Source organism: Prochlorococcus marinus XMU1404 (assembly GCF_017696175.1).
Classification (GTDB): Bacteria; Cyanobacteriota; Cyanobacteriia; order PCC-6307; family Cyanobiaceae; genus Prochlorococcus_A; species Prochlorococcus_A marinus_X.
Map to the genome: position 1 here is coordinate 173,162 of NZ_JAAORE010000003.1, position 23,567 is coordinate 196,728.

Sequence of the window (23,567 nt, forward strand, 5' to 3'; positions counted from 1 at the left end):
TTATTTATTAGGCTTAGCCACATGAGGTAATCCCCAACCTAATTTATTTCTTAAAACCTGGAAAAATTCATGATCTTCGAGTCTTATAAACTTTACTGAATGCTTACTTTTTCTTATTAAAACCCTATCTTCAGGCCAAACATAACAACCAGCATTTCCATCAACAACCATTACCAACCTTTCAGGAGTCGCGGGGAAAACAGTTACTGGCTCTGAATCATTAAAAACTAATGCTCTTGATGCTAATGAATGTGGAGCAATTGGAGTTAATTGCACAACTGGGCAATCTGGTGTAATAACTGGTCCTCCAGCACTCAGAGAATATGCTGTGGATCCAGTTGGAGTAGATAAAATAACTCCATCAGCTGAAATATCCACAGGAGCATGTCGCCCAATAGAAATCTCAAAATGACACATGCTTGTAAGAGGTTCTCTATGAAGAGCCATCTCATTAAGGCAGAGAGACTCCCATCTCCTCTGATCATTCCTCATCACACTTATGATAAAGCAAGTTCTTTCTTCAATATCCCAATTACCAGTAATGATTTTATCAATAGCTTCATCTAAATTAGATAAATAAGCTTCAGCAAGAAAACCTAGATGTCCCGTATTAATGGTAAGAATGGGAATCTTTGCAGGAGCTGTTTGTCTCGCAGCAGATAAAACAGTTCCATCTCCACCAAGGACAATAGCAAACTCTATTGAAGAATCAAAACCTTCTGGAACACAATTTGTATATCCCAGCGGTCGAACGTGTTGATCAGGATTGGCAAAACCAACCATACCACCAGAACTACTTACTCTTACAACTTCATAATTGGATTCTTCCAATTTTCTTTGCACAGAATTTGCAGTTTGAACAGCTAGTTCTTTACCGTCATTAACGATTAGTCCTGCTTTACGTACCAATAAAAAAATTAAAACTATAAACTATTTTAAACTATTTGTTGGCCAATCCTAATTTAAAATTTCTATTTTATTAGAACTGCTCCAAAAACCTAAAATCATTTGTGTAGAACTTCCGTATATCATCGATCTGATGCCTTACCATACAAAATCTCTCGACTCCTAATCCAGCTGCAAATCCAGTCCACTTCTCAGAATCTAATCCTAATTTTTCTAGAACCTTCGGATCTACCATACCGCAGCCCATTACCTCTAACCATTTACCTTTCCATTGTACGTCTACTTCTGCTGAAGGCTCAGTAAATGGGAAATAACTAGCTCTAAATCTTACAGGAATATCTCCAAAAAAGGTCTTTAAGAAAGTAAGAACTGTACCTCTTAAATGACTAAAATTAATACCTTGATCAATACATAAAACCTCAACCTGATTAAATATAGGAGAGTGAGTAGCATCTACAGCATCTCTCCTATACACTCTTCCAGGGGCGATAATTCGTACTGGAGGTGGATTATTTTCTAAGTATCTTATCTGAACTGGAGAAGTATGTGTCCTTAAGAGTCTATTTTCATCTAAGTAAAAAGTATCCTGCATATCTCGCGCCGGATGATTTTTGGGTATATTTAAAGACTCAAAATTATAAAAATCAGTTTCTATTTCAGGCCCACTTTCAACTGAATAACCTAAACCACAAAAAATATCTATGATTTCATCTTGTGTTGAAATTAAGGGATGTTTACTTCCAGGGGGGGTTCCAGTTGCTGGAATTGTTACATCAATTTTTTCGCCTTTAATCTGCTGATCCAAAGCTTCAATATTTAATTTATTTTTTCTTTTACTTATTAAATCTTGAAGATTTATCTTTATTAAGTTTGCCTTCTGGCCAACAATGGGTCTGTCAGTGGCAGACAATTGACCCATTTTTTTAAGAATAATTGATAATTCCCCTTTTTTTCCTAAAAGAGAAACTCTCAATTGATCCAGTTCTTCATGAGTATTAGCATTATCTACATTATTTATTGCTGCAAGAGAAAGATTATTTAGTTTTTCCTCAATTTGACTTAATGATTCAATTTGACTCACTGATATAGTAAAAATAAGTATTGCCTTATTTTACTTAAATATCGTCCATAAATAAAATGTATTTATAAATGAAGCCGTTAAATATATTAATAAGCAATGATGATGGTGTTTTTGCAGAAGGAATAAGAGCCTTAGCAAAATCAGCACATAAGAGAGGACATAAGGTTACAGTAGTATGCCCAGACCAAGAAAGATCAGCTACTGGTCATGGTCTTACTCTGCAATCTCCGCTAAGAGTGGAAAGAGCAGACGCATTATTTGGGAAAGGGATAAAAGCTTGGGGATGCTCAGGCACTCCTGCTGATTGTGTCAAATTAGCACTTTCTGAACTATTGGATAATAAACCCGATCTTATTTTATCTGGAATAAATCACGGGCCAAATTTAGGGACAGATATTTTTTGTTCAGGGACTGTTGCAGCAGCAATGGAAGGCACTTTAGAGAATGTTCCCTCTATGGCAATAAGTGTTGCAAGTTTTAAATGGAAGAATTTTGAATTTGCTGGAGAAATTGCAATGAATATTGCCGAACAAGCAATTAAGGATAGTTGGCCAGCTTCACTTTTATTAAACCTGAATATACCTCCTTGCGAAAAAAAGAAAATAAAAGAATTATCTTGGACAAGATTATCAATCAGAAAATATAAAAATCAATTTTCTAAAAGGGAGGACCCAAGGGGCGATGATTATTATTGGTTGGCAGGCGAAGTAGTTTTAGACCTTAAATCAAAGGGTTATGGTCCAAAGAACTGGCCTAGTGACGTATCTCAAATACAAGAGAATAAAATATCACTTACACCGGTTGAACCTGATTTGTTTTGGAGAGGAGGTTTAGACTTATTACCTAAAATCAAAAATTCATTTGTAGATCCTTCTTAAAAGCCATAAAGAAAAGCAAAGTCCAAAGAAATGAGCAGCAATAATTTGAGTATTACTGAGCACTGATAAAATCTCAAGTCCAGTAATTGGTATATCAGAAGTCGCTGTTATCAATTGTCCAGTTGTTTGAGAGGATGCCTGAATAAATAGGGCACCCATAAGTGCTTGATATCCAATTAATCCAAACAAAATCCCTAACAAATCAACAATTAGACCTCTTTTTATTAATTTACTTGTTTGTCCTCTTGAGGGTCTTGCGTTGCTCGCGATTGCTCTACCAGCTCTAACAATTAACCAACCTTGCCAAAGACTAAAAAGTAGTAATATTAAAGATATTGTTGTAAGAGATAGTCCAGGTGCCAAACCAAGCTGTCCTTCGCTATTGTTTACAACATTTGAAAAAAGCAAAACAGCTGTAACAACAACACCTAAAATGGATTGAATCCAAAAGCGTATCCATCCAATGCGCCGCATTCCAAATGAAAGCGACTGAAAATCAATTTTGTCAGACATTCATTTGATTGAATAAACTATAATCTATTCAAATTTGCCATCAAAATCATAAAATTGCACGTAATCTTTTGATCTCTTTAATATCGCCATCTGAAGTAAAGAATCCTACTTCAATAGCTATTGGAAGTTTTGATGGCTTACACGCTGGACATAGGAAATTAATAGAAAGCGTAGTTGAAGAAAATCAATACACCCCAACAATTGCAAGCTTTTGGCCTCATCCTAGAGAAGTTCTGTACAATGAGACGCGCCTTAGACTTGATCTGCCTTACGAAAAACTACCAATTCTTGAAGAACTCGGGATTGAACAATTAGTTATGATTCCTTTTGATAAGGAACTATCTAAATTAAGTGCAGAAAGATTTATAGGAGATATTTTGATAAATCAATTACAAGCAAAAAATATTTCTGTAGGTGCTAATTTTAAATTTGGGTTTAAAAGAAGTGGGGACATAAATACTATAAAAAATGCAATTAAAGATACGGATATAAAACTAAAAATTATTCCAATTTTAGAAGACAAAGAAGGTAGAATCAGCAGCAGCAGAATAAGAGATTTGTTAGAGAGAAGTGATCTGAAAAATGCTTTCAAGATTCTTAATAGGTCTTATAGCTTTAAGGGGAAGGTTGTCAAAGGTAAAGGGATTGGGAAAAATATAGGATGGCCAACCGCAAATCTTGAAATAGATGGCAGAAAGTTTTTACCTGGAGAAGGGGTCTATGCAGCTTGGACAACTATAGAAAATACCAACCAAAAAATTGCATCTGTTATGAATCTTGGCTCTCAACCAACAATAGATCCATTATTGCCATCTGCAGTTGAAGTTCATTTAATAAATAAAGATGTTAATCTATATGGTTTAAATCTATCTGTAGAACCAGTTGAAAAGCTTAGATCTCAAATCCAATTCAAAAATATAGATCAACTTTCTAATCAAATTAAAAAAGATAGAGAGAATGCTCTAAGAATTTTTAAAACCAATAAAAAATAAGTTACAAATGTTGAATTCTAATACTCCAAACGCTGAAGATTTAAGAATTTATCAAATTATTGATGCAAATCTAGATAGAGCTAGAGAAGGATTAAGAGTACTAGAGGATTGGGCTAGATTTGGACTAGGCAAAGAAAAATTTGTTGAAAGGATTAAAAATTTTAGACAAATATTAGGTAAAAACCATTTAGAAGTTTATAAACAATCTAGGAATCATATTGAGGACAAATGCAAAGGCTTGACTCATCAAGAGCAAATCAACAGAAAAAGCTCTGAGCAAATTATAAGTTCTAATTCAGCTAGAGTTCAAGAGGCATTAAGAGTCATAGAAGAATTCTCAAGACTACATAATCATGAACTTTCAAAAATCGCTTCGGAAATTAGATATGAAATTTATACCATAGAAATCGACTTATTAAGCTTAAGCAAGTCTAAGAATTCAGAGGAAATATTAAAAGAAAATGACTTATATGTAATCACTGATCAAAAGGACAATTTATTAGAAATAACAGAAGAGATTTTAATTGCGGGAGCAAGAATCATTCAACATAGATTTAAAAAAGGAACTGATAAAGATCATCTTCAAGAAGCAATTCAGGTTAAAAATTTATGTAAAAAATATAATTCTTTGTTCATCGTTAATGACAGAATTGATATAGCTCTAGCATCTAATGCGGATGGAATTCATCTTGGACAAAATGATTTAGACCTAAAAACCGCAAGAAAATTACTAGGATATTCAAAAATTATTGGTATAAGTGCAAATAATAAAATTGATATTTCTAATGCTCTTAAGGAAGGTTGCGATTACATAGGAATAGGACCAGTATTTGAAACTGCAACAAAAAAGAACAAAAAACCTATAGGTATTGAAAAAATCAAAACATTAACAAAAGATTTAAATATTCCATGGTTTGCCATCGGAGGAATTAAGTCAGATAATATTTCATATTTAAAAAGCAATGGGTTTAAAAAAGTTGCCTTAGTTTCGCAATTAATGAATTCTGAAGATCCTAGGGAAGACGCTATTATGATTCTAAAAGAATTGTCTCATGAAAATTAAAGTAAATGGAGAAGAAAAAAAAATAGAACTTGATCAAGAAAATGCTCTACTATCCAAAGCTTTAAATTTAATGGGATATAAACCCAACACAATTGTTGTAGAGCTAAATAATTTAATTATTAATTCAATAAAATGGGAAAAAGTGAAACTTAAAGATGGGGATAATTTAGAAATCGTTTCAATAGTTGGCGGTGGTTAAAAGATAAAATTTTCGTATATTAAAAATCTTCATAATTTTTTAAGTTTAGCCTTGAAACAATAACCAAATTTTTCTTGTTTTCGTTTTATATTCTTATTACTTCAATGAAAAAATGAAAGGAAAAATTGATAGTAACTCAAGATCCCTGAAATGGGAGCAAAATGGGGAGTTAGCACACAAAGATCTCTCTGAGTTAATTGAAAGATTAAAAAATGTAGAAAGTGAACATACATCTTCTGAGCTTTCTAGATTAGGTACAAAATCAAACATAAAAGATTAAATTTGTTACTTAGATCTTGTCTTTATAAAAATTTGTACCAAATTAAAGGTACTGAATATATAAATAAATGCCGAAAAGATTTCCAGAATGGGTAAATACAGAAGTCGTGATAAAAGCGATCAGAATGAGAGAAGAAGGAATGCTTTCAAAACAACTTAATTTATGGATAGAAAACCTATTAGAAATAGAAAAAAAGTAAATCAACTAGGAAATACTTTTAATAATTCTCAGAGCAGCCATTGCCGCTCCGTAACCATTATCTATATTCATAACTGCAATACCTGGAGAACAACTTGACAACATACTATTTAATGCAGTACCCCCGTCCTTACTAACTCCGTAGCCAACTGAGACAGGCACTGCAATAATGGGTTGTGGCAATAATCCACCCACAACTGTTGCCAAGGCTCCTTCCATCCCAGCACAAACTATTAATACATTATATTTATTAATTTCTTCTAACTGACCCATTAATCGATGAAGTCCAGCTACTCCAACATCTATAAAAGATTGACACTTCACTCCATAAATTTCAAGCGCTAATTGTGCTTCAAGTGTTACTGCCAAATCACTTGAGCCTCCTGAAATTATAGCAACTTTTTTATTTGTATTGATTTTATTCAAATTTTTCCCAATTATTAGGCAATTTGCTTCTTCATAGAAACGTGCATCATCATGCAAATCCAAAAGATAATTAGCCTTCTCACTATTAATCCTGGTAATGAAGACAACCTCATTTTTACTTAATACACTTTCAGATAATCTCTTTAATTGGTCGATACTCTTGTCTTGCCCCCAAATAGCCTCAATAAGTCCAAGCCTCTCTCTTCTTTGAAAATCAAACATGATATCAAAATTCATCTTTGCTTATCTAACTCTCCCTCATAAATTAATTTAAAAGGATTTTCTCCTACATTTAGAGCAGCTTTAACATTATCTTCAAATTTTTGTTGGACTACATTTACTTCTGACATTGGTATGGTTTTCCATAATTTTTTACTTTTCCAATTTACCAATATTAAAGCTTCTTCTTTTTCTTTATCCCAAAATAATTGTCTACCCAAAAAACCATCCTGAGAAGATAACCATGGCTCCCATATTTCTTTTTCAGCATTCAACCATGCTGCTTTTACATCAGCAGGTACTTTAAGTCTTAATTCCTCTATGACCATTTCACTTTGAAAATTATCCATTGTAAGAGCTTTTAAATTGGGAATATCAGATTGAAAAATTAAAACTACTAAGCAAATTAATAATAAACAAAATCTTTGAATTTTTTTTTTCAAATTTAAATTTAATCTCATTTTTTCTCAAGAAGAACTACTGAATGGCAACTTATACCTTCTTCTCTCCCTTCTGGACCCAATTTTTCATTCGTAGTTGCTTTAATCCCAATTAAATTTTCATCAATATTTAAAATTTCAGAAATATTTTTTTTCATTAGTTTTATATGTGGCATGATTTTTGGCCTTTCAGCAACAAGAACACTATCAATATTATTTATTTCCCAACCATCTTGTCTTACCAAGTCAATTACTTTTGATAACAAAAACAAGCTATCAGCATTTTTCCATTTTTCATCAGATGGGGGGAAATACTTTCCTATGTCGCCCAACGAAAGAGCTCCCAATAATGCGTCCATTATTGAGTGACTTAAAACATCAGCATCACTATGCCCATCCAATCCTAAACTTTCAGGGTGATGCAATTTTACACCTCCAATAATTAAATCTCTATCCTTTACTAATCTGTGAATATCGTATCCATTACCTATTCTAAATTTCATGAATTGATTATTTTCTTTTATTATTCTCTTACTTTGTGGGGATTTTTTGTAGTTTTCATTTGAAATTAAGTCACTTCTTCTCTCCAATGTTCTTTCAAAACTTTTTTTTCTTCTCCACGATTTAATCTCTTCATGATTACCGCTCACTAAAATATCTGGCACTTTCATATCTTTAAAAGTTAAAGGCCTTGTGTATTGAGGATATTCTAATAAAGAGGAATTATGACTCTCATCGACTAAGGAGTCTGGATCACCAAGAGTTCCTGGTAATAACCTAGTCAAACCATTAATTATTGATATAGCAGGAATTTCACCTCCAGAAAGGACATAATCGCCTATCGATATCTCTTCATCAGCTAAACATCTAATCCTTTCATCAAAACCTTCATATTGACCACAAATAATTATTATTTGATCCAAAGTGGTCCATCTCGCAAGATCCTTTTGCTTTAAAACTTTACCCTGAGGGGTCATCAGCAAAGTTTTACTTTTAGGTGATTTTCTAATTGATTCATAAGCCTTATAAATAGGTTCAGGTTTTAATACCATTCCTGCTCCTCCTCCATAAGGCTTATCGTCTACTTGTCTGTAAGAACCTTCTCCATATTCTCTTAAATCATGTAAATTTACATCGATCAAATTCTTATCTAGAGCTCTTGTTATGACCCCTAAATTATTTATTAATTCAAAAGCTTTAGGGAACAATGTAATTACATCAAAATTAAAACCACTCATCTAGAATTCTTCCTCGAAACCAAACTCAATTAACCTTGATTCTTTTTTTCTCCAATTTGGAACAACTTTCACAAACAACTCTAGGTGAACTGGACCATCAATTAATTTTGACATATTTGATCTTGCTGACTGACCAATCATTTTTAACATTGAACCTTTCTTTCCAATAAGAATGCCTTTTTGAGTGGACCTTTCAACAATAATAGTAGCCAAAATAGCTGTAAAAACTTTTCCATTTTTCCTTTTAATTTCCTCTCTCTTTTCTATCTTTACTGCGACACTATGAGGTACTTCTTCTCTTGTATTTTTTAATACCTGTTCTCTTACTAAATCAGATAATAAGTTATCTAATGGTTGGTCGCAAATCGTCTCTTCGCCATAAAGTTTTGGTCCCTCAGGAAGAAAATTTAGAGCCATATCGACTAGTTCAGAACATCCTTCACCTTGAGAAGCACTTACAACTTGAAAGTTTCTATTAATTCCAAAAAATCTTCTATATTGATCTAATCGTAAATTCCTAAATTCTTTATTTACCAAATCCCACTTATTTAATGCAACAATAAACTCAGTTTTATTTGCGAGCAGAAAGTTCAAAATATATTCATCACCTCTTCCAGGTTCTTCACTTGAATCAATTACAAAAATGACCATATCAACTCCATTAATTGCAGATTTTGCGTTTTTTACTAATATCTCACCAAGTCGATGATGAGGTTTATGCACGCCAGGCGTATCGACAAAAATTATTTGCCCATCGTTTGTAGTAAGTATTCCCTTTAATTTATTTCTTGTAGTTTGCGCTATTGGAGAAGTAATTGTTATTTTTTCTCCAATCAATTTATTTATTAAAGTAGATTTACCCACATTTGGCCTTCCTAGTAAAGTTACAAACCCAGATCTATAATTGGTCAAAGACTTTTAATGCATCAATAATAAAATTCTGATCAAAAATGGAAAAAAAAACCATAGATTTAAAAGAAGCTTCGTTCACGCAAGCGATAAACATATCCGCACAATGGTGCAAAGAGTGGAGTGAAGATCTACTCAGCGAAGAGGTTTTAGCAGATAGAATCGCAGAGCTAACTAAAACAAGAAATGGACTAAGAGGATTTTTTGCATATGCTTTATCAGATAAAGATTGTTTTTTATTAGATAAACTTCCTTTTTCACTAATTTACAAACTGAACGAAGGTGGTGATGCTGTAACAGACATAGTAGTGAAAAATTTAATAATGAGTTCCGCTCAAATTATTATTCATCGAAGAGAAAATAATAATGAATATGAGATGAATTCAGAGAATATTTCAGATAGATGTAAAAATATTTTGAGACTCTTAGAAACAAAGTCAGTTACAAAGAATATTAATCATGTCCTTAAAGAGCTAGATAATATGGGAAATAGTTTTGATAATTCAAAAAAGTATGACTACGAGCAAAAAGAATTTATAAAAAAACAAATTCTTGATATTGCCCAATAAAAAAGCGTAGATTGGTGTCTACGCCTTTTTTAAAGAATTTAAATCAGGGAATCTAATCTCTTCTTCCGCCGCCATTTAGTGCAATCATCAACCTAAGAATAAATACAAATAGATTTATATAAGTTAAGTACATCCCAAGAGCTCCTGCTAGGTATTGATCATCGCTATATCTTCTTGGCATAGTATAAAAATCAACAAAAGACATCGCAACAAATAAAACTGTTCCAAATCCCGCTATTAGTAATTCGAAACCACCTGTTCCAAATGCTGGAGAAAAGATACTCCCAACTAACTGAATTACCATTGCGATAACAAGTCCAATCAACCCGAGGCCAACAACTCCGCTTAGTGCCTGGCCAACATTATCGCTCATCCTTTGACCAGTATAAGAAGCGATAATAAATGTAATTCCTGTAGCTAATGCTGCGGTGGCAATGGATCCCACACCGATAGTTAGTGCTGCATAAGCAATAATTCCACTTAAAGTAAATCCAGTAAGCAAACTATATGTAGCCAAGAGAGGTAAGGCCTTGGTGTTATTTGCATTATTAGCTGCGCTAGAAGCTACAAAAAACAAAACTAATTGTGCAATAATTGCTACTAAAAATAAAGGTCCGTATATTGGGCTTTGAGAAAGAGCCAACCCTCCAAGCGCACCGAAGGCTGTTAAACCCATTCCACCGCCTACGTAAGGTAAAGCTTTTTGAACAACATTAGGCCCAACAATTGCACTAGTTTGTGCTTCACGAATAGCTTGATTGAAATTACTACTTGCTGGCATTTTTTTTTATTAAATATGAATCCATTCTACTTGATTTTTAAAATTTCAGGGTACGGATCTCCAGAGTTATAAAGTTATTTATAAGCCTCAATAATTTTCTGAACCAAAGGATGACGAACTACATCATCAACAGTTAGAAAACAAAATTTTATACCTTCAGTTTCAGAGAAAATTCTCGATGCTTCAATGAGGCCGCTTTCCTGATCTTTTTTTAAATCAATTTGTGTGATATCTCCGTTTACAACCATTTTTGATCTCTCTCCTAATCTGGTCAAAAACATTCTCATTTGAGAGCAAGTAGTATTTTGTGCTTCATCCAAGATAATTAAAGAATTATCTAAGGTTCTTCCTCTCATAAATGCCAAAGGAGCAACTTCAATAATTCCCTTGTCAATTAATGAATTTGTTCTATCAAACCCGAAAATACTATGTAAAGAATCAAATAGGGGTCTTAAATATGGATCTACTTTTTGTTGCAAATCACCAGGTAGAAATCCCAAACTTTCACCAGCTTCTACAGCTGGTCTGGTTAAAACAATTTTTTCAATTTTTTTCTCGTTCAATAGCCTTGCCGCGCAAACAGTGGCTAAAAATGTCTTACCAGTTCCAGCTGGGCCAATTGCGAACGTAAGATCAAAGTTTTCAATTGATTCAACATATTCTTTTTGCCTTATGGTTCTTGGTCTCAAAAATTTTCCTTCTTTGGAACGTGCGAGAATTTTTTTTCCAAGTTCAGCATGTGAAGACGATTCACCCATATTTAAAGAACTTAAAGCCGCTTTAAGATCTACCTCTGGGACTTCTAACCCTTGTTCCCAAATTGGTCTTGTTAGTTCTACTAATGCTGAGGCTCTCTCAATTTTAGATATAACGCCGTTCATCTCAAGTTGTAAGCCTCTTATTGTTAAAGAAACTCCTGTAAGAGACTCAAATTTTTTTAAGAACGAATTACCAGGTCCAGATAATGCTGTAGCGGCATCAGAGCTTGGCAAATCAATTTTGAAGTGACCAGTTTTGGAAACTTCCTTCATCTAGTTATTGAATAAGAATAAAAATTTATCAAATCACTAGCTTTCAGCTTCATTACTCTCGCTTACAGCTTCATTACTCTCGCTTTCAGCTTTACTACTATCATTTTCTTCGTCTTTAGTTTTAGCCTTAGCTAATTTTTCCTTCTCTAACTTTGCTTTACCAATTGCGATAGAGGGTCTTTCTATTTTTTCTAATAACCCTCCCTTTTCTAATAAAGTTCTCACAACATCAGTTGGCTGAGCACCTTGAGTAAGTCTTTTTCTTAAAGCTTCTGTGTCAAGCCTGGTTTCCTTAGTTCTTGGATTATAAAAACCTAGTTCTTGTAGAGGTCTACCATCTCTTCTGGAAGTACTATTGCATGCAACAATTCTGAAACTTGCCTCTTTTTTCTTTCCAAAGCGCTTAAGGCGCAATTTAATCATCTTTAATTAATACATTTTTAATAATAATATCATTTAAAGGTAAAAAAAAAGAAACTATAAATCAGCAAAACCTTTTTTCTTTTTATTATTTTTGGTTTTTTTCATTGATTTATTACTACTCATTCCTCCCATACCCGGCATTCCTCCCATACCTGGCATTCCTCCCATACCTGGCATTCCTCCCATACCTGGCATTCCTCCCATGCCTGGCATTCCACCCATGCCTGGCATTCCACCATTAGACATTTGTTTCATAAAACCTCTCATTCTTTGAAAATCAGCTAATACTTTATCTACATCTTTTGCTGCATAGCCACTACCCTGAGCGATTCTTTGTCTTCTAGATGGCTGCGCAGCTAAAACTTCAGGTTTTTGTTTCTCCTCCAGAGTCATTGAAGAAATCATTGATTCTATTTTCTTTAGTTGATCTTCTCCATCTTTTATCATTCCTTCATCGATTTTATTCATTCCAGGTATTAATTTGATCAAACCACCAAGTGATCCCATCCTTTTAATTAATCTCATTTGCTTAACAAAATCATTAAAGTCAAAAGTTGCTTCTTGAAGTTTCTTCTGCATCGCTTCTGCATCAGCAAGCTCTACCTCTTTTTGGGCTTTTTCAACAAGTGTCAATACATCACCCATACCTAAAATTCTGCTAGCCATTCTTTCTGGATGGAATGGTTGTAGAGCCTCAATTTTTTCGCCTACACCAATAAATTTAATGGGTTTACCACTTATTTTTCTTATTGATAATGCGGCTCCTCCTCTTGAGTCGCCATCCAACTTAGTTAGTATCGCCCCTGAGATTCCAACTTTTTCATGAAATGACTTTGTTAGGTCAGCAGCTTCTTGCCCAATCATTGAATCAACAACAAGTAAAACTTCATCAGGATTAGAAACTTCTTTAATCCGAACCATTTCACTCATCATTGAATCATCAATTTGCAATCTTCCTGCAGTGTCAATAATGATTGAGTTAAAGCTATTTTCACTCGCATAATTCAATGCATCCTTAGTTATCTCTTCTGGCTTGCTATTTTTTTCTTTCGCTGAAAAAACTTCTAAGTCATATTGACTTCCTAATGTTTTAAGTTGCTCCACAGCTGCTGGTCGATAAATATCAGCAGCCACCAAAAGAACTTTTTTTTCTTTTTCCTTCAAATAAAGACCTAATTTTCCTGTCGCAGTTGTTTTACCAGCTCCTTGGAGTCCAGCCATTAAAATCACTGTTGGACTATTTTGATTTTCTTTTAGTGGAGCATTTTCATTCCCCATAATATTAATCAATTCTTTATTTACAACTTCTATAAATTTTTGACCAGGGTTTACACCCCTTACAACTTCTTCTCCGATAGCTTTATCTTTAACATCTGCTATAAACTCTTTTACCACAGACAAACTAACATCTGCATCGAGTAGAGCTCTTTTCACCTCATTTAAGGCATTATTGATATTATTTTCACTAATTTTTGCATCACCTCTTAAACCTTTTACTGCGTCTTCAAAGCGTGATGAGAGTTCATCAAACATTATTAAATAGTAATTTCAGTCATTATAGATGATCTAGCAGTTTATACTTACAAGCCACTTACAAAATCAACCAATTTCCATGACTTATTTGAAAAACCCAAGATATATTTAACTTTGAGCGGAGTAAGTGATGTTTCATTAACAAACTCTCCAGAATTTTTTATTATTTTCTCTAGATAATCTAATTCAACTAAAACAACGATCCTAGAGGAAGTTTGTGATACAAAATCTATTTTTCGTATTTGGGAAATAATTTCTTTATTTATTCCTTTCTTGATATCGTTATTTCTTTCTTCGATTGTTCTTTCAATCAAACCATTACTAACAATTTCGGAAAGATTAATTTCACTCTTACCTGACAAGTAATTACTCTTATTAATAAGCCATAGATTAATTAAATTACTTAAATCTTTTAGAGTAGGTGAAACTTTTGTAAGTTCTTTAGCTCTAAAGGAATTATTTTTAATAGGTTTTACATCTATAGACTTAGATTCACTTGAAGAATTTTTATTTACTTCTTTATTAGATTTTATCTCCCTTAAATTTTGATTTTTATCTACAGATGTTAGAGGTTTATCCAGAACAGTTTCATCTTGAATTGAATTTTTAAAATTATTTCTTAAAAATCCAATACCAATACCAAATGAAAATAAAATCAAAAAAGCATATAGATATATTAAAATAGGTGATCTATCAATAATCTCTTGATCCTTTAAAAATTCGCCAAAACTAAACTTTAATTCGGCAATTTTTTCAATTAAATACTTATATAAGTTTATTGTTTTATTCTTAAAAATTTCTTCATTAAATTTATCTTCTTGACTATCAAGCTTTTCATCTATTTGTTTTATACCTCCAGGCCAAGGTAATCTCCTTTCATCAACATTACCTAATTTACCATCAACATCTTGAATAATCTTTGAAGAAGATTCACTATCTATTTTTGATTTCTGAAGATTTGATTTAATTGTAGTTTTATTTGATTTCTTTTCTAATTTTTCAATAAATTCTTGAATTCTTCCGTCTTCAAACCAAGAATCTAAATCCACCTCTTTTGAGTCAACATCCCTAAAACCAACTAAAACGTCTTTCTCAAGCCAATTTCTGCAATATATATACATAGCTTCTAGTTTATTTCCTTGATAGTTGTTAAACCAATTTTGAAAATTTTCATCAGAACTACTTGAGAATCTTGCAGAGGCCTGATCAATATCTGCTAGAAGCAAGTCTAAACAGCCAATAAGAGGCATTGAATCTAGGCCTGATAAGTTGAGTTTATTTAGAATTTTCCGCGCTTCAAATAATTTTTCCGGTTTTCTTCTTGAGAAACCAATTGCTGTCAAGGATAAAAAAGCTAAAAATCCTGCTTCTAATGAACCTCTTTTTTGTAATTCAAGAAACAAATCTACCTGTTCTTCTACTGTCAAATAGGGCTTTATTTGTTTAAAAAAAGCTTCAAATTCTTGCTGATTTAAATAATCTCCATATTCAGATTTGTTATTACCTTCCAAACCACCCCTTTTAATTATTAGATTCTCTAACATGCTTAAACCTTTTTTATGAGACTCCTGATCATTTAATTCCCTACTAAGTAGATCTAGGATCCTGAAAGGAAGCAGAGAAACCAAATCTTCTTCAAGCTCTTTCCTTCTTTCACCAAGCTTTCCCATTCTTTGGAGAAGTTGTATACCCTCATGTAAAAAGTCTGCAGCGTTTGAATAGGCTCTAAGCTGTTGTTCTTGAATTGCAGAGTCTCTAGCTGTTAAAGAAGCTAATAAAGTTAGATCAGCTTCTCTACTACTTCCTAAAGCTGGAGTTTGTGGGGGCTGCAAAGCTTTTCTCGTGATCTTAAAAGCCTCTTTTGGGGAACCTGATTCCCAAAGAAGTATTAATCCTGCCACTTCTCTATTTGAAGAAAACTCCAATCCAGATGCTCCGTCTAGTATCAAATTTTCGTATTCTCTTCTGCTTTCTGGATCTGTAAGCAAATCAGCAGTAAGACGAAGCAATTCCGATCTTTGGGTTAAAACTTCATAAGTAAAGCCTTCATCAGGGGTTTTATCCAATCGTAATTGAAAAGCTCTTAATATCTCTTCAGATGTTGCAGAGGGGCTTACACCAATTAAACTGAAATGATCTAAGGGAAGTTCCAAACAAATATCCTAAATGAAAATTCTTAGATAAATTTTATCAAGTTAAAAATTTTTTTCATAAGGTCTTACAGAGTTATTAAAAAAAATGATGAAAATCGACCTCCACACCTTAGAATGTTAACAAATCAAAACTTCATTAAGGTATTTTCTTGGAAACACACGTAGAGAGAATTACAAATCTTCAAGACATAAAAAAAGCAGAATTAGATCGAGAAACCGGATTGTTTCTTTATGAAGATATGATACTTGGCCGAAGATTCGAAGATAAGTGTGCAGAAATGTACTATAGAGGAAAAATGTTTGGGTTCGTTCATTTATATAACGGCCAAGAAGCTATAAGCACTGGAGTGATTGGTGCCATGAAAAAGAAACACGATTGGTTTTGTAGTACCTATCGCGATCATGTCCATGCACTTAGTGCAGGTGTTCCCTCTTTTGAAGTAATGAGCGAGCTTTTCGGCAAAGCTACAGGTTGCAGTAAAGGCAGAGGGGGATCCATGCACTTATTTTCAAGAGAGCATCACTTGTTGGGGGGATACGCATTTATTGGGGAAGGCATTCCAGTTGCTTTAGGAGCAGCATTTTCAAGCAAATATAAAAAGGAAGTTGCTGGTAATAATAGTAGTGACTCGGTAACTGCAGCATTCTTTGGAGATGGAACTTGTAATAATGGACAGTTTTTTGAATGTTTAAATATGGCCCAATTATGGAAACTTCCTATAATTTTTGTTGTTGAAAACAATAAATGGGCTATTGGTATGGCACATGATAGAGCAACCAGCAATCCTGAAATCTGGAGAAAAGCCTCTGCTTTCGGGATGCATGGTGAAGAAGTTGACGGAATGGATGTATTAGCAGTTAGAGGGGCAGCACAAAGAGCAATTGAGCGGGCTAGAGCAGGTGATGGGCCTACTCTTTTAGAATGCTTGACCTATAGATATAGAGGGCATTCTCTTGCTGATCCTGACGAATTAAGATCTGAAAAAGAGAAGGAATTTTGGGGAAAAAGAGATCCCATAAAGAAATTAGCTCAAGAAATTATTGATGGAAAATTCGCAACGGAAGAAGAATTAAAAAGTATTGAAAAGAAAATAGATATAGAAATATCCAAAGCGGTTAAAGATGCTTTAGAAGCCCCTGAGCCTCCTTCTCAAGAATTAACCAAATATATTTGGGCCGAAGATTAGTTAAATACCACTAGGTAGTTTTCTGGTTAAATTTCTTAATTTTCTCAGAGCCTTCAATTCAACTTGTCTTACCCTCTCTCTAGAAACTTCCAATAATCTTCCAATTTCAGCAAGTGTATGTCTCTCATTTCCATCTAATCCGAACCTTAATTTAAGCACATGTTGCTCTTGTTCACTGAGATGGCTTAACCAATTACCAAGTTGCTCTTGATGCATTTTCTGTTCAACTTGATCTAGAGGCTCTTCATTATTACTATCTGCAATTAAATCTCCTAAAAAGCTCCTTCCATCATCGCCGTTAACAGGAGCATCTAAACTACTTGTTGATAAAGCTTGCCTTAAAACAGAATCTAATTCTTCGACATCAATTTCCATTGCTTCTGCAATCTCAATTCTGCTTGGCATAGCTCCGAGTTTATGAGCTAAATCTCTACTAACTTTTCTTATAGAAGCTAACCTTTCACTCAAGTGGACTGGCAAACGGATCGTTCGAGATTGACAAGCGATCGCTCTAGTCATACTTTGTCTAATCCACCAAAAAGCATATGTAGAAAACTTGTATCCTCTTGTAGGATCAAATTTTTCAACAGCCCTCTCTAAACCAAGTGAACCTTCTTGAACTAGGTCAAGAAGTTCAAGACCCTTACCTTGGTATTTTTTTGCCACACTAACAACTAACCTTAAATTAGCTTTCATCATCCTCTCTTTTGCTCTTCTTCCTATTTTTATTGTTCTTTTTTGCTGTGTTGTAAATTCTTTGTTTTTTTCAGTTAATTGACCATCTTCTGTAAGTATCATCATCTTTTGAACTTGATTACCCAATTCAATTTCTTCAGAAGGCGTTAATAAAGGCACCCTTCCAATATTCTGCAAGTACCAACTTATAGGGTCATTGCCTCTTCTTTTTTGTGGCTCTGCTTGTGTTGGTATTGATGAAACCATTTTTACCTGAATTGAGGTAATAAAACTTTCCTACATTTTTATGGAAAAAGCTAAATATTTAATGCGCGCTTCAGATTTGACGTAACATTTGTATATTTATGTGTTTAAAACTAAAAATAACTCTCATAAATTGTTTCTTTCAAGATATTTGTCTCGTTTTCATATTTCTCATTAATTTTGATAATTCATCACCAATAGCGGATGCATTTGACCCTTTTTTACACTTTGATGCAGCAAATGAATGTAAAAGTACGTATTTAGTAAAAAAATCAGTTGTTATATTTTTACAAAGGGTCGAATCAATCGCAGAACTGCCAGCTATAAATCCGGTTAAAAGATCACCTAATCCTGCTCTCGCAGTTTGAGAATCAGTCCCAAAAAGTTGCCATGCTTTTTTATCATCAGCAACTATACTGTTAGCTCCCTTTAACAAAACACTTATATTAAATTCTTTGGCCGCTTTAAGAGCTAGTCCAACATTTGTCTCACCTTCTATATTAGGAAATAACCTTGAAAATCCCTTAATATGAGGTGTAATCCAAGTTTGAAATTTTCTCTCTAAGAAGAATTTTGATCCTAATTTTGATTCAGAAATTCTATTAAGTGCATCTGCATCCAAGATCAATAATCCCTTAAAACCTATTAGGTAATCTTTCGATTTATGCCAATCATCATTATCAATTCCTATCCCTGGGCCTACAGCTAATGAATCATATAAACTCAGATCAATATTTTTTAATGCACTGAATAAGGATGCATTACCATTGTGGTTAGTTTGCATAGTTCCTTTTAAAACTATTTCTGGAGCAACTTGCCAAATAGATTCAGCTACTAATTCAGGCAGAACTGCTGAGATAAAACCTGCTCCACTTGATATTGCCCCTCTTAATGATAAGTATGCAGCTCCGGGATATTTTTCACTTCCAGCAATTAATAATGTTCTTCCTCTTTTATATTTATCGGAATTTTTTGGTAAAGAAGGTAAATCAATATTTTTTAAATCTTTGTAAGTAACCTTAAAAATTTTTTTCTCAATCTTAGATAACTTATTAGTAGGTACCCCAATATCAATATGATTCAACTCTCCAATAAAAGGTAAAGCAGAATCTTGTGTTAACCCAATTTTATTGAGACCTATAGCTAAAGTGTAATCTGCCTGTACAGCATTATCTAAAAACGGCTCTCCTTTATCAGGGCATAACCCTGTTGGGATATCAATACTTATTACCTTGCCATATTTGTTATGAAATTTTTGATTAATAAGTTTGATTAATTTATTATCAACTTTTCTTGTTTGATTATTACCAAAAATCGCATCAATCCAGAGTTCTTTCCCATTTGCATCAGGGGGCTCTACTAATTTTGTGACACCAATAGATGTAAGATAATTAAGGAGGTTATTTGTTAATGTTTTTTTTATCGGAAATGGACACCATACCTGGACTAAAAAGCCTTTCAAACAAAGCTCTCGTGCTATTACTGCACCATCCCCACCATTATGCCCAGGACCGATTAAAACAGTTATTCCATGTTTTAAAAGAGGTTTCCTTTTCAAGAGCCATCTACTAATTTGGATACCAGCTTTCTCCATCAATGCTTCTTGTGGCATTCCATCAGAAAACATTTCTTTCTCTAATATCATCATTTGCTTCGAATCAACAATTAAATGTTTAGAGTCAATTGCTGGCCATACAATTTCGTTCATAATTAGTACAAAGCATTTGAAGTACCGTTCAAAATTTTAAACTTCCATGTTAAAGACACAAAAAGATGAAAAATTAGAGAACTATTTTTCTACTAATAATAAAACTAAAAAGAAGAAAAATATTATTGTAGGTCTTTCTGGAGGCGTAGATAGTTCTCTTTCAGCTGCTCTTCTTGTAGAAAGAGGATGGAATGTTGAGGGACTAACTCTTTGGCTAATGAAAGGAGAAGGATCCTGTTGTTCTGAAGGATTAGTAGATGCTGCAGCCCTTTGTGAAGATTTAGGAATTAATCATAAAATTATAGATTCAAGAGAAATTTTCGAAAGAGAGGTAATTAAAAAAACTACTGAAAGCTACGAGAAAGGTTTCACACCACTCCCATGTTCGATGTGCAACAAGAATGTGAAGTTTGAAGAGATGCTTAATTATGCAATAAATAAAAAAGACTTTACCCATATTGCGACTGGACATTACGCAAGAATAAAAAAATCATCTTATGCTGAAAAACTTGATTACAAGAGCTTAGTATTTAAGGAATTCCTTCTTCTGAGAGGGGCGGACAAGAATAAAGACCAAAGTTATTTTCTTTATTCTCTTTCACAAGAAGTACTAAGCAGATTAGAATTTCCTCTTGGTGAGATGAAAAAAGAAGAAACCAGAAAGGAAGCCCTGAGATTAGGCCTCAGAACTGCTCAAAAACCAGAAAGTCAAGATTTATGTTTAGTTGAGCATTATGGATCAATGCAGAGATTTATCGACAAACACATTGAACCTAAAGAAGGAAAAATAATACATGTTAATGGTCAAGTCCTAGGAACTCACAATGGTATTCAGCACTTTACTGTAGGCCAAAGAAAAGGTTTGGGAGTTGCCTGGCCCGAACCATTATATGTAAAAAATTTAGACAGAAAAGAAAACATAGTGTACGTAGCAGATAAAAGTGATCTATTTAATAGAGAAGCAATAATTAGTAAGGTTAATTGGGTTTCAATCGAAGAACCTAAGCAAGATATAAAAGTAGAAGCACAAATCAGATATAGAAGTCATCCAGTAAAAGGAACTTTAATTGCTTTGAAAAATTCAGATAATCTAACTAAAACTTTTAAATTAATTTTTGAAGAAAGTCAAAGTTCGGTAACGCCCGGACAAGCTGCAGTTTTTTATAAAGGAGAAATTTTATTAGGTGGTGGATTAATTAATTAATTTTCAAAAAGATATTTAATCCCATAAAAAATATAAGCAAAAACAAAAGAGGTTTATCTCCAAATTTTGTATAGAAAGTCTTTTCGGATGAAAAATTAGGGAACACTATTTTATTTTGCTCAACATTTAAATCTAGCATTTGAATTATTTTTCCATCATCCTGAACTAAACCCGAAGGGCCTGTGTTTGATACGAGTAAATTATTTTTCTTATTTTCAATACTTCTTAACCTAGCCAATGATAGAAATTGATTATGCAGCTTAATTGGATAGGGATCTAAATTTGATGCAGTTATTATTAGTTTTGCACCACTATTAATAGCCTTTCTTATTTTCAATCCATCACTAATTTCGTAACAGATAGCTACTGCTAATGGGGGGGTAAATTTAGGATCGAAAAATCTTGAATCGGAACCCGGTTGAACTCCTCCTACTGCAGATAATCCTCTTGAAAAACTATTTAGAAATACAGGTATATTTTCACCTAATGGAACAAGTCTACTTTTATCTATGAAAGAGGTAAAAGATTTATCTCCAATTTGAAATCCTAGTAAAGAACTTCTTAACTCATTATTGTAATTTCTGAAACCTCCTGCCAAAGTATTAATTTTAATGCCTTTAGTTAAATAAAAATTATTAGATAGAGTTCCTTCGGGAGCAACAAGAAGTTTTGCTTTATTGGCTAAAGCATATTCTTGAGCGATAGATTGTTTTTCTTTAATAAACTCATCATCTATTTTCAATTTTTCTCTTGTTGGGATATTTGTTTGCCAAATAGCCACAGGAAATTCAGAGTTTCTTTTTATTGGATTTGTTAGGGCCCCAAATAAATGTAAGAAAACAATTATTAAAGATCCAAAAATAAATATTTTTTTGAAATGAAGTTTTCTTCTCCATCTACCGTGACTAAAAAAAATCCAAAATCCAATCAATATTTGTAATACGCATAAACCACTTGCACCAATCCATCTTGCCAACCCAGCGAGATAAATATCACCTGGGACAAGACTTTCACCTAAACCTATCCAGAAAAAAGGTGTTTGAGAAAGTATCAATTCACCAATCCCCCAAGTCAAAGATAAAAAAAATACTTTTATGATTAAAGGCATAATTTTCATATTAAAAACATCCTCTTTCCAGAGAATCATTTCAACTAACAGCCCCCATAAATAAACTAATAACCCACCCCAAATAGCACAAAATAATAATATTGAAATGGCAATTATTAAACTTGCAAACCATGAAAACCCAAGCCATGTCAAAGGATGCAGATCATATAACCATGAATGACTTATCAAAACAAAGAAAAAGCCCCACCAAAAATTTGCTATTTTTCTTTCACTTCCTTCCCATAAAATAAATAAAGATATCGGCATAAAAATCAGCCAAAAGTAAGTTGAGACTGAAATTCCTCCTAAAATTCCACCTAGGCAAGGGTAAAAATATTGTCTTAAACTTTTTATCTTAGTCGGGATTAACAATCTAAAATTACGAAATTAAATTTATAATCACTCATTTATTGTACCTTTATTCTGTAATATTAGTTTTAGTAACTTTCAAAATTTAAGTGAAAGAAGTCTTTATTAGTTTTGCAGTTTTTGTTTTTTGTGTTTCGTTAACTCTTTTCAGTCAATTTAATTCACAACAAGTGGTTAATGCTGCCGAATCAGAAACTCAGTTAATTCAAAAAACACCTATTGCAAAATCATCAAATGTTTCAAATAATAATTTATTTGAGCTAGACCCATCAGATCCAAATCCTATACTTTTCGCTATGGCAGAAGAAACACAATCAGAAAGCAATTCAAGGACTACAGAAAGTGGTCTAGTTATTTTGGATATCGTAAATGGGGAAGGAGATGAAGCTAGTGCTGGGCAAACAGTTACTGTAAACTATACAGGAACTCTAGAAGATGGGACACAATTTGATACTAGTATCGGTAGAGCTCCATTTAGCTTTCCATTAGGTGCTGGAAGAGTAATTAAAGGTTGGGACGAAGGTGTCGCAGGAATGAAAGTTGGAGGTACAAGAAAATTAACAATTCCTCCGGAACTTGGATACGGATCTAGAGGGGCAGGAAATGTTATACCCGCCAATGCAACTTTGATATTTGAAGTTGAATTATTAAAAGTCAATTAAATTTAAGTAAGAAAAATATCTAAGACTTTTCAATTTAGTTAATCTCCAAGTAATATATATACAACTCCAAATATTTGAAATGTTAAGTAAATTGATCAATTCTTTTCTAGATAAAAAATCCCCAATGACAGTCCATGCTCACTGTGATGGTCCTTGTGGTGTTTATGATCCAGCATCAACGAGAGTTACTGCTGAAGCAGTTTTATCAATGACAAAAAAACTTATTGCACTAGAAGCTCCTTCTAGCACTGATTCAGCAGAGTGGGCTACATATAGTAATACATTTTCTAGATATGTTGCAGTTAAAGAAGAGCAAGCAAAAGAAACAAAGAAAGAAATTCTAATTTTGTGGACAGACTACTTTAAACCAGTTCATTTAGAAACTTATCCAGACTTACATGAAACTATTTGGAAGGCGGCCAAATTATGCAGTGCATGCAAAGTTAATATTGATTTAGCTCAAGCTGAAGAGCTCATGAGTTACGTAGAAAAGATTCATAATATCTTCTGGGCTTCAAAAGGGAGATCAGACGCTTTCGTAAAAGCTAGTTAATCAGA

General features: G+C 33.3%; 26 protein-coding genes. 11 read left to right on the forward strand and 15 right to left on the reverse strand.

The window, feature by feature from the left end; all coding sequences use genetic code 11:
- Positions 1 to 909, reverse strand: a complete 909-nt coding sequence (locus HA144_RS07185) for an NAD(+) kinase (protein ID WP_209043403.1) — start codon at positions 907 to 909, stop codon at positions 1 to 3.
- A 70-nt stretch (positions 910 to 979) separates the two neighbouring features.
- Positions 980 to 1,987 carry a phenylalanine--tRNA ligase subunit alpha gene (gene pheS, locus HA144_RS07190; RefSeq protein ID WP_209043404.1) on the reverse strand — a complete coding sequence of 336 codons (1,008 nt, stop codon included), beginning with the start codon at positions 1,985 to 1,987 and terminating at the stop codon, positions 980 to 982.
- Positions 1,988 to 2,055: 68 nt separating this feature from the next.
- Between pheS and surE the strand changes: the two genes are divergently transcribed.
- A complete protein-coding gene (gene surE / locus HA144_RS07195; protein WP_209043405.1) occupies positions 2,056 to 2,865 on the forward strand; it encodes a 5'/3'-nucleotidase SurE in 810 nt (269 codons plus the stop codon).
- On the opposite strand, the gene HA144_RS07200 is transcribed toward surE, so the two are convergent.
- Positions 2,845 to 3,378, reverse strand: a complete 534-nt coding sequence (locus HA144_RS07200; RefSeq protein WP_209043406.1) for a DUF3611 family protein — start codon at positions 3,376 to 3,378, stop codon at positions 2,845 to 2,847. The two genes, surE and HA144_RS07200, sit on opposite strands and share 21 nt — an antisense overlap.
- Before the next feature lie 68 nt (positions 3,379 to 3,446).
- On the opposite strand from HA144_RS07200, the gene HA144_RS07205 reads away from it, so the two are divergent.
- The 5 genes from HA144_RS07205 (at position 3,447) to HA144_RS09620 (ending at position 6,111) form a co-directional block, all read left to right on the forward strand.
- Positions 3,447 to 4,370 (forward strand): bifunctional riboflavin kinase/FAD synthetase, encoded by a 924-nt coding sequence (locus HA144_RS07205; protein WP_209043407.1) that lies wholly within the window; start codon positions 3,447 to 3,449, stop codon positions 4,368 to 4,370.
- A gap of 7 nt (positions 4,371 to 4,377) precedes the next feature.
- Positions 4,378 to 5,433: a thiamine phosphate synthase gene (locus HA144_RS07210; RefSeq protein ID WP_209043408.1), complete on the forward strand. Its 1,056-nt coding sequence runs from the start codon at positions 4,378 to 4,380 to the stop codon at positions 5,431 to 5,433.
- The gene (thiS, locus tag HA144_RS07215; protein WP_209043409.1) at positions 5,423 to 5,632 is read left to right on the forward strand and encodes a sulfur carrier protein ThiS; all 210 of its coding nucleotides are present in this window, start codon (positions 5,423 to 5,425) and stop codon (positions 5,630 to 5,632) included. The genes HA144_RS07210 and thiS overlap by 11 nt, the downstream gene beginning before the upstream one ends.
- A 112-nt stretch (positions 5,633 to 5,744) precedes the next feature.
- On the forward strand, positions 5,745 to 5,912 hold the full coding sequence (locus HA144_RS07220; protein ID WP_209043410.1) for a hypothetical protein: 168 nt from the start codon (positions 5,745 to 5,747) through the stop codon (positions 5,910 to 5,912).
- A gap of 67 nt (positions 5,913 to 5,979) precedes the next feature.
- On the forward strand, positions 5,980 to 6,111 hold the full coding sequence (locus HA144_RS09620; protein WP_257470532.1) for a hypothetical protein: 132 nt from the start codon (positions 5,980 to 5,982) through the stop codon (positions 6,109 to 6,111).
- Positions 6,112 to 6,116: 5 nt separating this feature from the next.
- Here the strand turns inward: HA144_RS09620 and larB are convergent, their stop codons facing one another.
- Genes larB through era form a run of 4 tightly spaced genes read right to left on the reverse strand, consistent with a single transcriptional unit; the run spans position 6,117 to position 9,345 of the window.
- Positions 6,117 to 6,773: a nickel pincer cofactor biosynthesis protein LarB gene (gene larB, locus HA144_RS07225; RefSeq protein WP_209043411.1), complete on the reverse strand. Its 657-nt coding sequence runs from the start codon at positions 6,771 to 6,773 to the stop codon at positions 6,117 to 6,119.
- Positions 6,770 to 7,216 (reverse strand): TIGR03792 family protein, encoded by a 447-nt coding sequence (locus HA144_RS07230; RefSeq protein WP_209043412.1) that lies wholly within the window; start codon positions 7,214 to 7,216, stop codon positions 6,770 to 6,772. The genes larB and HA144_RS07230 overlap by 4 nt, the downstream gene beginning before the upstream one ends.
- Positions 7,213 to 8,433, reverse strand: coding sequence for a tRNA (guanosine(37)-N1)-methyltransferase TrmD (gene trmD / locus HA144_RS07235; protein ID WP_209043413.1), 1,221 nt, complete (start codon positions 8,431 to 8,433; stop codon positions 7,213 to 7,215). The genes HA144_RS07230 and trmD overlap by 4 nt, the downstream gene beginning before the upstream one ends.
- A complete protein-coding gene (gene era, locus HA144_RS07240; protein WP_209043414.1) occupies positions 8,434 to 9,345 on the reverse strand; it encodes a GTPase Era in 912 nt (303 codons plus the stop codon). It lies immediately after the preceding gene.
- A gap of 38 nt (positions 9,346 to 9,383) precedes the next feature.
- Between era and HA144_RS07245 the strand changes: the two genes are divergently transcribed.
- A complete protein-coding gene (locus HA144_RS07245; RefSeq protein ID WP_209043415.1) occupies positions 9,384 to 9,911 on the forward strand; it encodes a hypothetical protein in 528 nt (175 codons plus the stop codon).
- Positions 9,912 to 9,963: 52 nt separating this feature from the next.
- Here HA144_RS07245 and HA144_RS07250 read toward each other — a convergent pair whose 3' ends face one another.
- The 5 genes from HA144_RS07250 to HA144_RS07270 all read right to left on the reverse strand — a co-directional run bounded on the left by HA144_RS07250 (position 9,964) and on the right by HA144_RS07270 (position 15,832).
- The gene (locus HA144_RS07250) at positions 9,964 to 10,692 is read right to left on the reverse strand and encodes a Bax inhibitor-1/YccA family protein (RefSeq protein WP_209043416.1); all 729 of its coding nucleotides are present in this window, start codon (positions 10,690 to 10,692) and stop codon (positions 9,964 to 9,966) included.
- Between the two features lie 74 nt (positions 10,693 to 10,766).
- Positions 10,767 to 11,723 carry a PhoH family protein gene (locus tag HA144_RS07255; protein WP_209043417.1) on the reverse strand — a complete coding sequence of 319 codons (957 nt, stop codon included), beginning with the start codon at positions 11,721 to 11,723 and terminating at the stop codon, positions 10,767 to 10,769.
- A 36-nt stretch (positions 11,724 to 11,759) separates the two neighbouring features.
- Complete coding sequence (gene rpsP, locus HA144_RS07260; protein WP_209043418.1) at positions 11,760 to 12,146, reverse strand: 30S ribosomal protein S16; 387 nt, start codon at positions 12,144 to 12,146, stop codon at positions 11,760 to 11,762.
- A 54-nt stretch (positions 12,147 to 12,200) separates the two neighbouring features.
- A complete protein-coding gene (gene ffh / locus HA144_RS07265; protein WP_209043419.1) occupies positions 12,201 to 13,679 on the reverse strand; it encodes a signal recognition particle protein in 1,479 nt (492 codons plus the stop codon).
- Between the two features lie 47 nt (positions 13,680 to 13,726).
- Positions 13,727 to 15,832: an IMS domain-containing protein gene (locus HA144_RS07270; RefSeq protein WP_209043420.1), complete on the reverse strand. Its 2,106-nt coding sequence runs from the start codon at positions 15,830 to 15,832 to the stop codon at positions 13,727 to 13,729.
- A 149-nt stretch (positions 15,833 to 15,981) separates the two neighbouring features.
- Here HA144_RS07270 and pdhA point away from each other — a divergent pair, with 149 nt between their 5' ends.
- Positions 15,982 to 17,019, forward strand: a complete 1,038-nt coding sequence (pdhA, locus tag HA144_RS07275; protein ID WP_209043421.1) for a pyruvate dehydrogenase (acetyl-transferring) E1 component subunit alpha — start codon at positions 15,982 to 15,984, stop codon at positions 17,017 to 17,019.
- Here the strand turns inward: pdhA and HA144_RS07280 are convergent, their stop codons facing one another.
- Positions 17,020 to 17,961 (reverse strand): RpoD/SigA family RNA polymerase sigma factor, encoded by a 942-nt coding sequence (locus HA144_RS07280; RefSeq protein WP_209043422.1) that lies wholly within the window; start codon positions 17,959 to 17,961, stop codon positions 17,020 to 17,022.
- Between the two features lie 139 nt (positions 17,962 to 18,100).
- Positions 18,101 to 19,666, reverse strand: coding sequence for an NAD(P)H-hydrate epimerase (locus HA144_RS07285; RefSeq protein ID WP_209043423.1), 1,566 nt, complete (start codon positions 19,664 to 19,666; stop codon positions 18,101 to 18,103).
- Between the two features lie 46 nt (positions 19,667 to 19,712).
- Between HA144_RS07285 and mnmA the strand changes: the two genes are divergently transcribed.
- Positions 19,713 to 20,870: a tRNA 2-thiouridine(34) synthase MnmA gene (gene mnmA / locus HA144_RS07290; RefSeq protein WP_209043424.1), complete on the forward strand. Its 1,158-nt coding sequence runs from the start codon at positions 19,713 to 19,715 to the stop codon at positions 20,868 to 20,870.
- On the opposite strand, the gene HA144_RS07295 is transcribed toward mnmA, so the two are convergent.
- Positions 20,863 to 22,350 carry an acyltransferase gene (locus tag HA144_RS07295; RefSeq protein ID WP_209043425.1) on the reverse strand — a complete coding sequence of 496 codons (1,488 nt, stop codon included), beginning with the start codon at positions 22,348 to 22,350 and terminating at the stop codon, positions 20,863 to 20,865. The two genes, mnmA and HA144_RS07295, sit on opposite strands and share 8 nt — an antisense overlap.
- 86 nt (positions 22,351 to 22,436) lie before the next feature.
- On the opposite strand from HA144_RS07295, the gene HA144_RS07300 reads away from it, so the two are divergent.
- Both HA144_RS07300 and sodN read left to right on the forward strand, forming a co-directional pair.
- Positions 22,437 to 23,009: an FKBP-type peptidyl-prolyl cis-trans isomerase gene (locus tag HA144_RS07300; RefSeq protein WP_209043426.1), complete on the forward strand. Its 573-nt coding sequence runs from the start codon at positions 22,437 to 22,439 to the stop codon at positions 23,007 to 23,009.
- 79 nt (positions 23,010 to 23,088) lie between these two features.
- Complete coding sequence (gene sodN / locus HA144_RS07305) at positions 23,089 to 23,562, forward strand: superoxide dismutase, Ni (protein WP_209043427.1); 474 nt, start codon at positions 23,089 to 23,091, stop codon at positions 23,560 to 23,562.
- Positions 23,563 to 23,567 lie beyond the last annotated feature (5 nt).